The organism is Neptunomonas antarctica (assembly GCF_001305295.1).
GTDB lineage: Bacteria > Pseudomonadota > Gammaproteobacteria > Pseudomonadales > Balneatricaceae > Neptunomonas > Neptunomonas antarctica.
This window is the reverse complement of record NZ_LJSI01000053.1, coordinates 102,015-115,091: the sequence shown is the minus strand read 5'-3', so window position 1 is coordinate 115,091 and position 13,077 is coordinate 102,015. Positions and strand designations below refer to the sequence as shown.

General features: G+C 42.5%; 13 protein-coding genes. 5 read left to right on the top strand and 8 right to left on the bottom strand.

Annotation, left to right across the window (positions count from 1 at the left end):
• The first annotated feature begins 366 nt into the window (after positions 1-366).
• On the top strand, positions 367-780 hold the full coding sequence (locus Nant_RS15280; protein WP_054342528.1) for a CBS domain-containing protein: 414 nt from the start codon (positions 367-369) through the stop codon (positions 778-780).
• Positions 781-1,010: 230 nt separating this feature from the next.
• Here Nant_RS15280 and Nant_RS15275 read toward each other — a convergent pair whose 3' ends face one another.
• Entirely contained in the window at positions 1,011-1,340 is a 330-nt protein-coding gene (locus Nant_RS15275) for a DMT family transporter (RefSeq protein WP_054342527.1), read from the bottom strand.
• A 528-nt stretch (positions 1,341-1,868) separates the two neighbouring features.
• Positions 1,869-2,129, bottom strand: a complete 261-nt coding sequence (locus Nant_RS21345; protein ID WP_156298836.1) for a hypothetical protein — start codon at positions 2,127-2,129, stop codon at positions 1,869-1,871.
• A 412-nt stretch (positions 2,130-2,541) separates the two neighbouring features.
• On the opposite strand from Nant_RS21345, the gene Nant_RS15270 reads away from it, so the two are divergent.
• The 4 genes from Nant_RS15270 (at position 2,542) to Nant_RS21945 (ending at position 6,106) form a co-directional block, all read left to right on the top strand.
• Positions 2,542-3,792 (top strand): GGDEF domain-containing protein, encoded by a 1,251-nt coding sequence (locus Nant_RS15270; protein WP_054342526.1) that lies wholly within the window; start codon positions 2,542-2,544, stop codon positions 3,790-3,792.
• A gap of 559 nt (positions 3,793-4,351) precedes the next feature.
• Positions 4,352-5,026: a choice-of-anchor E domain-containing protein gene (locus tag Nant_RS15265; RefSeq protein ID WP_054342525.1), complete on the top strand. Its 675-nt coding sequence runs from the start codon at positions 4,352-4,354 to the stop codon at positions 5,024-5,026.
• 764 nt (positions 5,027-5,790) lie between these two features.
• Positions 5,791-6,069 carry a hypothetical protein gene (locus Nant_RS15260; RefSeq protein WP_054342524.1) on the top strand — a complete coding sequence of 93 codons (279 nt, stop codon included), beginning with the start codon at positions 5,791-5,793 and terminating at the stop codon, positions 6,067-6,069.
• Complete coding sequence (locus Nant_RS21945) at positions 6,035-6,106, top strand: hypothetical protein (protein ID WP_076495924.1); 72 nt, start codon at positions 6,035-6,037, stop codon at positions 6,104-6,106. The genes Nant_RS15260 and Nant_RS21945 overlap by 35 nt, the downstream gene beginning before the upstream one ends.
• Positions 6,107-6,169: 63 nt before the next feature.
• Here the strand turns inward: Nant_RS21945 and Nant_RS15255 are convergent, their stop codons facing one another.
• The 6 genes from Nant_RS15255 to ppk1 form a co-directional block, all read right to left on the bottom strand.
• Positions 6,170-7,057, bottom strand: coding sequence for an alpha/beta hydrolase (locus Nant_RS15255; protein ID WP_076495923.1), 888 nt, complete (start codon positions 7,055-7,057; stop codon positions 6,170-6,172).
• A 411-nt stretch (positions 7,058-7,468) separates the two neighbouring features.
• Complete coding sequence (locus Nant_RS15250) at positions 7,469-8,188, bottom strand: ABC transporter permease (protein WP_054342522.1); 720 nt, start codon at positions 8,186-8,188, stop codon at positions 7,469-7,471.
• Positions 8,185-8,877, bottom strand: coding sequence for an ABC transporter permease (locus Nant_RS15245; RefSeq protein WP_054342521.1), 693 nt, complete (start codon positions 8,875-8,877; stop codon positions 8,185-8,187). The genes Nant_RS15250 and Nant_RS15245 overlap by 4 nt, the downstream gene beginning before the upstream one ends.
• Before the next feature lie 154 nt (positions 8,878-9,031).
• A complete protein-coding gene (locus Nant_RS15240; protein WP_054342520.1) occupies positions 9,032-9,808 on the bottom strand; it encodes an ABC transporter substrate-binding protein in 777 nt (258 codons plus the stop codon).
• 57 nt (positions 9,809-9,865) lie between these two features.
• Entirely contained in the window at positions 9,866-10,639 is a 774-nt protein-coding gene (locus tag Nant_RS15235; RefSeq protein ID WP_143773466.1) for an ABC transporter ATP-binding protein, read from the bottom strand.
• A gap of 226 nt (positions 10,640-10,865) precedes the next feature.
• Positions 10,866-13,067, bottom strand: a complete 2,202-nt coding sequence (ppk1, locus tag Nant_RS15230) for a polyphosphate kinase 1 (RefSeq protein WP_238377164.1) — start codon at positions 13,065-13,067, stop codon at positions 10,866-10,868.
• Positions 13,068-13,077: the final 10 nt, after the last annotated feature.

The following is a 13,077-nucleotide window of genomic DNA, read 5'->3' as shown; positions in this document are numbered from 1 at the left end:
TAATAATTTAAAAATTTACGGCGGAGGTTTTATAACTGCGAGCACAAAGGGTCATATTTAACCCTGTATTTTTTACCTTCATATCGTTTTGGTAATTTGTTATCTGAGTATCTGCTCCTATTATGTCGAGAGAAAAATCATCAAGGAAATGGCACTAATATTGCTTATATATTAATAGTACTAATAGTTTTGTTTTCGGAATCACATTACAACGTGTTATGCGGCCGTATTCCGTTAAGTGTGCTTATTATTGGTCCGCAGAAACTAATAACGCACCGCATGAGTGCTAACGTCGAATAGAGCCGCCTATTCATCTGCGAGATGTTACAAAGCCTGTAATAATTATTATTGATAAATGGAGATATTATGCTTCCCACTTCTATTCTTAATGGCATGAATAAGAACTTCGCCATTATTAAGCCCAACATGCCAGTTGTCGAAGCATGTAACGAATTAATAAAGAAAGAAATGCTAGGCGGCCCGGTTATAAATGATGGTGGCGAACTGATTGGCTGGATATCAGAACAAGAATGCTTACAAGTCATCATCCAAGTGGTTTATCACAATCAGCGGGTTGCTACAGTACAAGACATTATGCGCACCGATGTTTTATGCATGACGCCTAATGATGAATTCATGGTAATTGCAGAACAAATGTTGCAACAAAAGCCAAAAAGTTATCCTGTAGTCAATAGTCAAAACAAAGTCATTGGCGTGATAAGCAGACGCCACATTCTTAACATGTTACTTAAACAACTCGCCGACGTATCTAAGCGCTAGACAACTGTAATTTATCAACCACTCACTTATTAACCAGTGTATATTTAATGACTCATCGGTGACCCGATAGGCCATTCTTTATACCTGCGTAAAGCTACCGGATAAATTAGGTTTTATGTACATTAAACTCGGCCAAAGGTTTTGACACCTTATATAAGAGCCGGTATAGAGAAGAAAATTTTCGCTGTTACGAGCCACTTTGTCTTGCCATGCGGGCGAACCATATACTTTTAATGACCCACTGTTTTTGAAAATACATTTATTACCACCACCCCAGCCAATATTAAAACCATGCCAATAATTGCAGGAATATCTGGTAATTGTTTATATAAAATAGCACTTATTGAAGCAATTAATACGATTCCCATACCTGCCCAAACTGCATAAGCGATACCTACAGGGATGGTTTTTAGAACTAACGATAAAAAATAGAACGCAGTAGCGTAACCAATAATACAAATGATACTTGATGTTAAATTTTTAAATCCTTCGGATTCTTTTAATGCTAAGGTTGCTATAACTTCAGTCCCTATCGCTAGTGCCAGATACCAGTACCCCATGATCAACCCTTTGATAAAATATAACCGTTTATTTATGAAGAAATCCCGAATAATTTTTCCATAATATATATTATCGATAATTACTAAAAGTAACAACCTTATAAAGAAATACACTGGCAACTTATTTACAAATTTAAAATACAACTAAAATTAAAATTTAATACTTTCTATGATTTATCTTTACAGAAAAGAGGTTGTTAAAAGTTTTATTATTAGCACGATTCTAGGCGGCAATAGTTACTTTTAATTATTTTTTAATTCGCTAACTACAACTAATATTTAATAACATTCCGTGGTTAATTAATATCTTAACGTCATTAAATATTAAATGTTTTAACAGAATTAAATGCTGCGAACGGGAGTTCACTTCTGATATTTACTCAAGCGCAATAACAATCAAATGATACCTTCCATCAACATAGAATTGGAAACTAAGATGAAGATTTTCAGACACCTATCTGCAATAGTTCTGACATCAACGACCCTCTCATTACCCTTTGCCGGGCCTGCTATAACCCAAAACGCAAATTATGTGCCACTCGAACCGTTAAGCGGCACATGGAAGACCGTTAATCCCGCGTGGATATAGCACCAGAAAGAACGAACTACGTCGCCTGCGAAGGTCGCCCTGCCGTAGAACCCTTCTACGAAGTGAGAACATTTGAAGTCGCCGGCAACGCGGTGAATGCCACAACCCAGACATTCTCCATGACAATGGAAATTGGCCCAGACTCTCTGTCCTACACACAAACAACGAAACTCAATATCTATAGCAAAGGGTTCTCTCATACCGATGCCGCTAGTATAGAAAAAATTCGTTAGAGATTTGATACACGCTTAATGTCATAAAATCGCCCTTTAGTAGCGATACGCGTCAAGGGTTAGCGGCCCTCTACCTGCTAAGAAAGTCCTCATAAGACTATAAATACATTCGTATTCATGCTCAACGCTCTACAAAATTTCACGGCAGGTACATAAGCACTCTAGACCAGGAGTGAATACCAATCGCGGCGTGAAACCAAATTCACACCGCTATTAAAAGCAATCAATCAGTATTCAAGTGATGACCTAAGACAATAAAAAAATATCCTCCTGATGATATAATCACGCCCTGATTATCACACCACGAAGCGTCCCACCCATCAATAAAATAAGGGCGTTATTCCTGCGTTAAAACAACATATCAAGGAACGGCCTTCACGTGTCTGACTATAATGAAACCCTCTCTCAAGTAAATGATCAGCGAAAGAAGAACATCAAAAAACAGCAAAAAAACTTATATACCTCCCTTATCAGCAGCACACTTAATGATGTGCTTTTCAGCCGTTCTCACTCCAATGATTTCACTCAAACACGCTATAAATACATAAGAATTCGATTGCAACTGATGTGCTTATTTTTTGCTATTAGTGTTCCTTTGTTTGCCTTTTTTGACTATACGGCACTCCCTGTAGTACAGGCTGATTTTTTACTTAAGGCCCGCATGAGTCTGTCCATCTCACTCTTCATACTGGTTTACATCATACATCGTCATGTCTCCTTACTGGCCACGCGTGTCACCTTCCTGCTGGCATTTTTATTACCCTCTCTTTTCTACCTCATCAGCATGGAAAGTTTTAACACAGACGCATTAACGACCCCCTTAACTTTTAAAATGATGCCTTATCTTATTATCTCCATGTTAGGCCTATTCCCGTTAACCATCTGCAGTGGCCTTCTTATGATAATTATTGTTTTTCTGCCCGCAGCGCTTTTTGAGCTAGATACACTGAATCAAAATTACTACCCTCTCTTAAATAAAACGTGGTTATTTATATTATTTTCAGGCATCAGCTTATGGCTGCAGGCAGGCCAATTATCGATGCTCATGAAGCTTTACCGCGAATCAACCATTGACCCTTTAACCGGTCTAATTAACCGCCGGGTACTATTACGTCAGGCGCGTATCGCACAAAAAAATGCCACTCAATATTCACAACCGTTCTCGGTCATGATGTTTGACTTAGATCGATTTAAACGCATCAATGATAATTATGGACATGCTATCGGCGACAAAGTCCTCGTCAGCATTTCCGGAATAATGAAAGAAGAACTACGTAGTGCAGATACTATCGCACGTTATGGTGGTGAAGAATTTGTCGTGATTTTACCGGACGTATGCCTTGCTCACGCCATTGTCATTGCAGAACGCATTGCCAATACCATTCGTCGCCAAGAGGTCTCTTTAGAAGACAACAACGCCGCTGCAGAAATTATCCACGTGACTTCCAGTATTGGCGTCACCCAATATATGAAGGGTGAAGATATCGAACAAACGCTGAAGCGCGTCGACAACCTGCTTTATCATGCGAAAGAATCAGGACGCGACAAAGTCATCTACACACTGGAAGAACACCAGACGGAGGACTCTACGCTCATACCGCAGCACCAGAATGCAGATATGGCACTCTGAAAGAGTCTCGCTAACATTGACTTTCGGAAAATTCTAATTATACGTGCAAATAATACAGGGAAGTTTGCATATCAATAACAAAAATGTCAGCTTTTTTTACAGCCAGGAAGTTAAAATCAATAACAAACAACAACTTAACGTCTCTTATTTGATACACCCAGAATAATAAGGGGTATTATTTGAGCTTAAAGGTATTTAGGCAAAGTAATAAAAATCACACATTTCCATTAGTGATCATTAAATAACCAACAATGTCAGTTTTTTTTACACTCACTATCAATGATATCTAAATAGGAAATAAATATTAATAAAGCCTTAATGAAATATTTGCGTCATAGAATACTCAACAACTTTACTCAATTTTTATTGAGTTAACTCACCATCAAAAAACATCAGAGTGTTGCAGAAAAGAGTCATTCCTCAAAAAACCATGCAATTTAAACACTTAATACTAATATATTCTCATAAAAACTGATTCTGGCTCATTTTGTGCTTACTAAATACTGCTTTCACTAAAACCCATGCAGGAAGCACCTTTTATAAATTTGAGGAATATTTAATGTCAGCTTTTACGAAAATAGTAGCAACTGCCGCTCTTACTCTTGCAGCTAGTACAGCTTCTGCTGCTTTGATCGAAGTTCAAAGTCAGTCTCAGTCGACTCCTTTCAGCCTGACATCTTGGAATAGTGATTTTACTTTTAACCTATTTGATTCAAGCCTTGTAGGCGGCGCCACTCTTCAACGTGTTGAGCTGTCTTTATTTGGCCAATCTATCTCTGACCTAACTTTTAGCGCGACTACTGATTCATGGGTTATCGGTTCTGCCGGCTCATCAATTTTTGCTAATCTTAGTATTGGCGGTGGTGCTTTAGACATCGATATTTCTCCTTCTGATTCTTTTGGCAATACGGCTCCTGGTGAATTTGTTGCTGCCGGAACAACCCTTAATTTACCTACGTTGACAGGTAGCGATGCAGATATGCTGGCGACCATCGCTTTTGCTGACTTGTTGGCTTTCACAGGCCCGGGTACGTTTAATGTTGGCTTGCTAGGTTTAGGTTCATTAACCCTGCAAGCTTTTGGCGGCAACGTTGATACAGTTCAGGATACGCAATCAAAAGCTACTTTCGGTGTTTCATACTTCATCAATGAGCCTACCACTGTTCCAAATCCTGGCACACTTGCTCTACTTGGTCTGGGCCTATTGGCTATGCGTTTTCGTAAAAGCGCATAAGTCCTTTGAGTGTTAAAAAAGCCTCATCTTAAAAGATGAGGCTTTTTTATTTATTGCTTACTTAGGGTAAGTCACTTCATTAAACAGGCGCCCTGGAACGGTAAAATCATCTCAGCCGCGCGTTCTCCAATAAAAAATTTAACAGTAAACACTTATCAACGCGTTCCGTACGGCGCAGATAAAATCATGCATCAGAGCCAAAGGTCTGAATAACTTTATATAAAGGTCGTATATAGGTAACCTCTCGCTGTTAGAGATATTCTGTCTTATTTAGAGGGCGAACCTTATATGAATCCCTAAGTAATAGATAAAATCTGCGCTGAATCACCAAGAATTTCTTTTACATTTGTATCAATATTTTTTACGCACAAGACTACAAATTTTCGTAAAAAATTATTAATATTTTGATAATTAACAATAATTATTAGCCGAAAATTCTTACTATATTTAGCGGCAACAGCCATTAAATGAATAATAATGTCTGTTTTATTTAACCAAAAAAATCAATATCCATTGCAGCGCATACTTTTGGCGGTCAAGTGACTACTGACGGGTAGTTCAGCAAAAATGCTAATGCTAACCACAGTCCGGACGAATTTTTTTTCGTTAAAACGTTCGACCTAACAACGACTATCGCCAAACACCCCAGATGGTGGTGAAACTGTTTATAACGTAGCAGTTGCTCGGGTTCATTTTAAATGGATTTGATCTGCAGTTTTATTTTTCTGCAATTTCGCCAATGAGTATTCCGAAAAAGTATTTCTATGAAATATACTAAATCACTCCTCTTTACCTCGATGATCGTTGCGGCGTCTAGCGCACAAGCGATGCCCTGGTTAAATGCTGAGCTAAATAATCAGTCGATTTATGCCGATGTTTACGTAACAGTGGGCGCAAATGCCACATTGGGAGAGGACGGTTGCAAAAATGGCGCCGCTACCACTTACAATAACTTAGCCAGCAGCAGCAGCAGCATCAGTAGTAGTAGTAACCGAACCTGCAACAGCCTTGTTATTCGGTTTAGGCCTAGCTGGCATAGCTAGACGAAAAAACACAAAACCTTCAAATATAAATAAATAACGACTCCTTCGGGAGCCGTTTTTGTTTGTGATGACCGTTGGTTAATACAACAGAATTTTAGTCTTATCGCACAGGCTTGGTTGTCTGCGTACTGTTGATAAAGACATCGACTTCGTCAAGTAATGACTGTTTCCTGAAAGGACGAGTGAAACCAGTTAACAGACTGATGTGGTCGAGCTTTTCGTAAGTGATCGCGGTCACACGTCCATCTTTATTTTTTATTGCTTTAGTGAGATTGATGATATTTTTGGCTTCCACAAGATCATCTCGCTCCCCATACAATAATAAAAGAGGCGGCTCGTCACCATTGATGAAGTTGACAGGTTGAGAATAAGCGGCGTCAGACTCCGGACCGAAAATACCAGGCAGATAAGGTTCAGTATAAGGGATAAAATCATAAGGACCGGCTAATCCAATACCACCTTTTAAAGAGGCATATGTTGCAGGTTTCAGATACGCACTACTGTTAACGCTAAGCATGATCGCCAGATGCGCACCGGCTGAATGTCCCATCAAAAAGAGATTATCAGGGTTACCTTTATAGTTAGAGATATTTTCTTTAACCCACTGTGTTGCTGATGCCGCGTCAGCAATAATCGTGTCAAATTTCACATCAGGATAATGTCTGTAATCCGGGATAACGACGACGTAACCTTTTTTAGTCAAAGCATCCGCTATAAACTCATAGTCTCCCTTATAAGTACTCTGACATGCACCCCAACAGCCTCCATAGAAAAAGATAACGACCGCAGACTCCTGACCATCTGTCGCTGGATTTGGGTCTGAATCTGGAATGTAGATATCCAGTTTATTCGTTGAACTGTAATGAATGTTTTCTATTTTTTGATAATCACCTATCCTGGCCATCGTGTTGACGAGATAGCTTCCCGTTGCCGTGCAGGCAGATAGGAAGACAGTGCTAAGAAATAAAAAAAAGGATTTAGTCAGCATGTTGGCATTATAGCTTTGTGAATGGAATGTTATAAAAAACACCTTTCCGCTTTTTTAAGATATTTGGAATATCAAAATGCAGAACAGTATTAGCATTAGACTCATAAGAGTATGGCAGAATAAACGCCCTTTTGCGTGCAACCTACTACAAACAAAGGTAAGCGCCTCAACACATGGCAAGACACACTTGATCAGCAAGCGATAAGTGAACGTTTCCTTCGCGTCAGCACATTACCCCGTTGGGCTGCCTAACTATTAGCGCGCTGATATGAAGATGTTTGTTGATATCTGTGCCGTCTATTTGCACCGTGAGGCCGTTGTAACAGAGTACTGTAGTAATTATCAGGCAAGAAAAAGCGGCCTATTAGCCGCTTATTTAACGCTATTTTTAACATTATGCTTCAGTGCATTTTACGGTTTATCCACGCCCATTTGATCAACATTCGGTTTGTAGTACTGGTAGCGGTTGAAGCGATTTTCCATAAACCGAAACAGGCCTATCACGACACCGGCCATCAGCAGGTAAATGAAGCCTGCGGCGGTAAACAGCTCAACGGGGGTATAAGTACGTGCCTGAATAGTACGAGCCATACCTGTTAAGTCCATCAAGGTAATGGTGGATGCCAGCGCACTGCTTTTAAGCATCAATACGACTTCGTTACCATATGCAGGTAAAGCGATACCAAAGGCTCGCGGCAGGACGATGCGACGGGTTTTAAGCAGCCAGTCCATACCAAAAGCGTCCGCAGCTTCCAGCTCTCCTTTGGGAATTGCCTGAATCGCACCACGAAACAATTCAGCACTATAGGCAGCTGTGTTCAATGTAAAGGCGATAATAGCGCACCAATAGGGTTCTTTAAGTACCACCCACAAGACTGAGTCACGTACAGCTTCAAACTGTGAGGCGCCGTAGTAAATCAGAAATATCTGTATCAGCAGTGGCGTGCCACGGAAAAAATAGATGAAGCAGAAAGGCAGCACTCTAACCCAGGGTGACGGCGAAGCACGTAACAGCGCCATAGGAACCGCCAGCATTACGCCAATGATACCTGAAACCGCGACGAGCTTGAGGGTGAGTAAGGCGCCCTCCAATAATTGTGGATAGTATTTGATGATGATGTCCCAATTCATCCTTTATACCTCGCTTGTGGCGTACAGGCGCGTTCCATCCAAAGTGTTCCTGCGGTCGCAAACGCCGTCAGTACCAGATAGATGCAAGCAGCCGCCAGATAAAATGTGAACGGTTCGTTGGTGGAGCTAACTGCCGTGCTCGCCTGTCGGATAATATCTTGTAAACCCACGACAGAAACCAGTGCGGTATCTTTCATTAGTACCTGGAATAGATTACCTAACCCTGGCAGAGCTACGCGCCAGACTTGCGGCAAGATAATACGTGAGAACGTTTTGGCAGGCGTCATGCCCAGCGCCTGAGCCGATTCCCATTGCCCTTGAGGTATCGATAGGATGGCCATGCGGAACACTTCTGTTGCATAGGCACCAAAGGCGATCGACAAGGCAGCCACACCCGCCATAAACGGATTGACCTCTATATAGTCTTCATATCCAAACAGGCTGGCAACCGACATTAATAATGCGGAACCACCAAAGTAGATGGCGAAGACGATGAGCAGCTCAGGAATACCACGCACTATCGTGGTGTAACCTGTGGCCATCCATCTCAGGAATTTATATTTTGATAACTTGGCTGACGCACCTAACAAACCGAAAATCAGGCCAAAAAACAAACTGACTAACGCCAGCTTTACGGTGACCCATGTTCCAGCCAATAACAGGTGACCAAACCCATGCAGATCTATCACGTTATTATTCTCATGCAGCGGAAGGTTTGAGGTTTTCCCTTTCGGTTAACGATGTACGAGCTGCTGACAGCCCGCACATTGCACCTATCAAGAGAGCCTATCAATCGAATATCTCAATCGAATTTCTCAATCGGATCGGTTAAATCGAAAGCTATCAATAGATAGAGAACGGAAAATACTTAGCATTGATTTTTTCATAAGTACCGTTTTCAACGATAGCTTTCAACGCCTTATTAAACTTCTGTTTTAGCTCTTCCTGATTATGACGGATGGCGATACCGATTTTATCCACAGATTCAGTTTTAATGGTTTCACCTTTAAATTCAAAGTCTTTACCAGCATCTGTGCGTAACCAGTCATAGGCTGGAAATTTATCGGATACCAAACCATCTAAGCGGCCTGTTGCCATATCCAGGTAAGCATTATCCTGTGTGTCATACAGTTTTACAGATACTACATCACCTAGCTCATCTTCCAGGTACTGGCCTGCGATAGTCGCTCGCTGTGCACCTAAGGTCTTACCTTTGAGTGATTCTTTATCGGTTTTCAGTTCCGTACCTTTAGCACCAACAAAAGCCAATGCATTGGTATAGTAGGGGTCGGTAAAGTCAACGGCTTCCAGACGCTCTGGGGTAATCGACATTGAAGCGACAATCGCATCAAACTTACGGCCTTTTAAAGCTGGGATCATGCCATCCCAATCCTGTTCAACAATGGTGCAATCTGCTTTCATCTCTGCACACAGTGCTTTAGCAATTTCAACATCAAAGCCGACCAGCTCGCCTTGTTCATTTTTCATATTGAAGGGCGCGTAAGCCCCTTCCGTAGCGATACGGATCGTGTCACCCGCAAAAGCCTGGGTTCCGATTAAAGTACCGGCAAATACGCCTGCAACCAGCGTAACCGCTGTAATAATTTTACGAACACTCATCAGGTTTCTCTCTTTTTTATTAAAATTTAGTGTGGCTTGCATGTAAAAAGTGGCGAATCAACTGTGACTGGACATAAAGTCGCGTACACGTTGTGATTTCGGATTGTCAAACACCTCCTCAGGTGTCCCTATTTCTTCTATCTGTCCCTGATGTAAAAATACGACCTGGCTGGACACATCACGAGCAAAACGCATTTCATGTGTGACGATTAGCATCGTCCTGCCCTCGTCGGCCAGTTCCCGCATAACGCTGAGTACTTCATTAACCAGCTCAGGATCCAGTGCGGACGTAGGTTCATCAAACAACAGTACTTGAGGATCCATCGCTAAGGCTCGGGCAATAGCCACACGCTGCTGCTGCCCGCCCGACAAATTGCCAGGGTAAGCATCTCTTTTTTCGTAAAGCCCGACTTTTTTCAGGAGCCCTTCAGCACGCTCAACCGCCTGTTCGCGGGACTGTTTTAACACGTGCATAGGTGCTTCGATAATGTTGCCTAGAATCGTCTTGTGTGGCCAGAGATTGAAGCTTTGGAATACGAAGCCGATACGTGAGCGCATCGATTCGAGTTGTTTGCGGCTTGCGGCTTCGAGTTCACCCGATTTACCTGGCTTGAGTTGCAACTCTTCTCCACCGATCACGACCCGCCCTTTCGCAGGCTGTTCCAGTAAGTTGATACACCGCAGCAAGGTACTTTTACCCGAGCCACTGGAGCCCAGTATTGATATGACATCCCCGTCGTTCGCCTTAAGGGAAACGCCCTTAAGTACTTCCAAACTTCCATAAGATTTATGAATATCAGTCAGTTCGAGCGCGATCGAGGTATCAGGCATAGTGTTTTCCATTATTGGGCGTATCAGATCAGTAGTAAATGAGCATGATACGCCAACTTATTTCTTATATGAAACATGTGACTTATGAACCTATATTTCCTGATCTTAATTAAAAACGCAATGTTAGGCGTCGATTCTGAGGAAGAGATGTCTGAAAATACTAAAAAAATGTCGCCACAACGAAAAAGAGCGCTAAAAAGCGCTCTGCTAAATCCTTATATTGGCTCTAGCTGGCAAAATCGCGCAATAACTGGTGCTGTGCACTAAAAGGTTCTGCGCCATTTTCTGGTTTCAGCTGAATATAACTACCGTCTGCCTTCAACTCCCAGCTCTGGGTATTGTCTGCCAGATAATAGTCCAGTTCTTTTTTAACCCGTTCTGCTAGTTTTCCGCTGAGAGGAAAGCAGGTTTCTACACGGTTAAGCATATTTCTTTCCATCCAGTCTGCGCTGGCACAAAGCACATCCGGTTTGCCATTGTTGCCAAAGTAATACACGCGCGTATGTTCAAGAAAGCGGCCGATAATAGAACGCACCGTAATATTTTCTGAGATACCTGGCAAACCAGGACGCAAACGGCACATACCACGAATAATCAACTCGATTTTCACCCCTGCCTGAGAGGCTTCATATAAGGCACGGATCATTTTCGGCTCAGTCAGACCATTCACTTTTACAACAATATGACCGGACTTACCGCTGATCGCCAGCTTGGTTTCCCGCTGAATCAACTCCAGCATTTTGGCATGCAAGGTAAAAGGCGCATTGTAGAGCTTTTTAAGGCGCTGAATTTTACCCATCCCCGTCAATTGCTGGAACACCTTATGCACATCTTCTCCGATCTCGTCATCGGAGGTCAGATAGCTGTAATCCGTGTAAAGACGCGCCGTACCGGAATGGTAGTTACCTGTACCCAGGTGACAATAACGCACCAGTTTTGTGCCTTCACGACGCACAATTAACATCGCTTTAGCGTGAGTCTTATAGCCGACCACACCATACACCACCAGACAACCCGCTTCTTGTAATCGACTGGCTAAATGCAAGTTACTCTCTTCATCAAAACGGGCGCGTAATTCAATGATCACGGTCACTTCTTTACCACCACGTGCAGCTTCTACCAGCGCATTAACGATGTCGGACTTATCACCCGTGCGGTATAACGTCTGTTTGATAGCAATCACATCCGGATCTTTAGCTGCTTTCATCAGCAGATCGACCACCGGTGTGAATGACTGGAACGGATGCATCAGTAACTGATCACCCGCTTTCAGGGCTTGAAAAACATTGATATCTTTCTCTTTTTTCAATTTTCCCGGTACACCCGGTGAGAATGGAGGCCATCTCAGTGCTTGACGATCGGCAAGGTCCCGCACCGCCATCAAACGTGTCAGATTTACGGGCCCGTCTACTTTATAGACTTGATCTTCTTCAAGATGAAATTCTTTTTTAAGAAACTCAATCAGCTCTTCTGGCGTTCTATTATCGACTTCCAAACGCACCGCATCACCGTATTTTCGGGAATGTAGCTCTCCACGCAGTGTACGTGCTAAATCTTCCATCTCTTCAAAATCGAAGGTTAAATCAGCGTTTCGGGTGATACGGAACTGATAACAACCCAGTACGGTCATGCCAGGAAACAGCTCGGCGGCACATTCATGAATAACGGAAGAGAGAAAAATAAGGTTATCGCCCGACTCGCACAGTTCATCAGGCAGACGAATTAAGCGCGGTAACGATCGTGGCGCAGGAATAATAGCCAGTCCTGTTTCGCGTCCAAACGCATCCTTACCATCGAGTTGTACAATAAAGTTAAGGCTTTTGTTAACCAAACGCGGGAAGGGATGCGCCGGGTCTAAACCAATAGGGCTGATAACCGGAACTATTTTCTCGTCAAAAAAGGTTTTAATCCAGTCTAACTGTTCGGGCGTCCAGTCACGGCGGCGTAAAAAATGAATGCCGTGCTGAGCCATTTCAGGAAACATGATTTCGTTAAGAATACGGTACTGACGCTCAACGTTGATCACACAGATCTCGCGGATTTTCTCCAGCACCTTTTTCGGGTACATTGCATCCGGCCCAACCGTCTCACGCCCATATTTGAGCTGGCGTAGCTGGTCAGCTACGCGGATCTCGAAGAATTCGTCCAGATTACTGGAAAAAATCAGTAAGAACATAAGTCGTTCAAGCAAGGGATAGCGATCGTCCAATGCTTGCTCCAACACTCTGACGTTAAACTGGAGATGACTGAGTTCTCGATTGATATAGAGTTCAGGCGCTTTCAGGTCAACCGGCTCTACTTCTACCGGATGATCCACCGTTGGCAAGATTTCCCTGCTATCCAGCAGCGCTTGCGCAGCCTGATTTTGCACTATCTCTTCGCTCATTATCTCTACCTTTTCATCAATCGCAGTGGCCTGCTTAGTCATCTTTGTCTCC

What these genes read in the sequence shown, in the direction of transcription:
- Nant_RS15255 (WP_076495923.1), bottom strand. Translation starts at nt 7,057, where the DNA reads ATGCTGACTAAATCCTTTTTTTTATTTCTTAGCACTGTCTTCCTATCT.
- Nant_RS15250 (WP_054342522.1), bottom strand. Translation starts at nt 8,188, where the DNA reads ATGAATTGGGACATCATCATCAAATACTATCCACAATTATTGGAGGGC.
- Nant_RS15280 (WP_054342528.1), top strand. Translation starts at nt 367, where the DNA reads ATGCTTCCCACTTCTATTCTTAATGGCATGAATAAGAACTTCGCCATT.
- Nant_RS15240 (WP_054342520.1), bottom strand. Translation starts at nt 9,808, where the DNA reads ATGAGTGTTCGTAAAATTATTACAGCGGTTACGCTGGTTGCAGGCGTA.
- Nant_RS15275 (WP_054342527.1), bottom strand. Translation starts at nt 1,340, where the DNA reads ATGGGGTACTGGTATCTGGCACTAGCGATAGGGACTGAAGTTATAGCA.
- Nant_RS15265 (WP_054342525.1), top strand. Translation starts at nt 4,352, where the DNA reads ATGTCAGCTTTTACGAAAATAGTAGCAACTGCCGCTCTTACTCTTGCA.
- Nant_RS21345 (WP_156298836.1), bottom strand. Translation starts at nt 2,129, where the DNA reads ATGAGAGAACCCTTTGCTATAGATATTGAGTTTCGTTGTTTGTGTGTA.
- Nant_RS15260 (WP_054342524.1), top strand. Translation starts at nt 5,791, where the DNA reads ATGAAATATACTAAATCACTCCTCTTTACCTCGATGATCGTTGCGGCG.
- ppk1 (WP_238377164.1), bottom strand. Translation starts at nt 13,067, where the DNA reads ATGACTAAGCAGGCCACTGCGATTGATGAAAAGGTAGAGATAATGAGC.
- Nant_RS15235 (WP_143773466.1), bottom strand. Translation starts at nt 10,639, where the DNA reads ATGCCTGATACCTCGATCGCGCTCGAACTGACTGATATTCATAAATCT.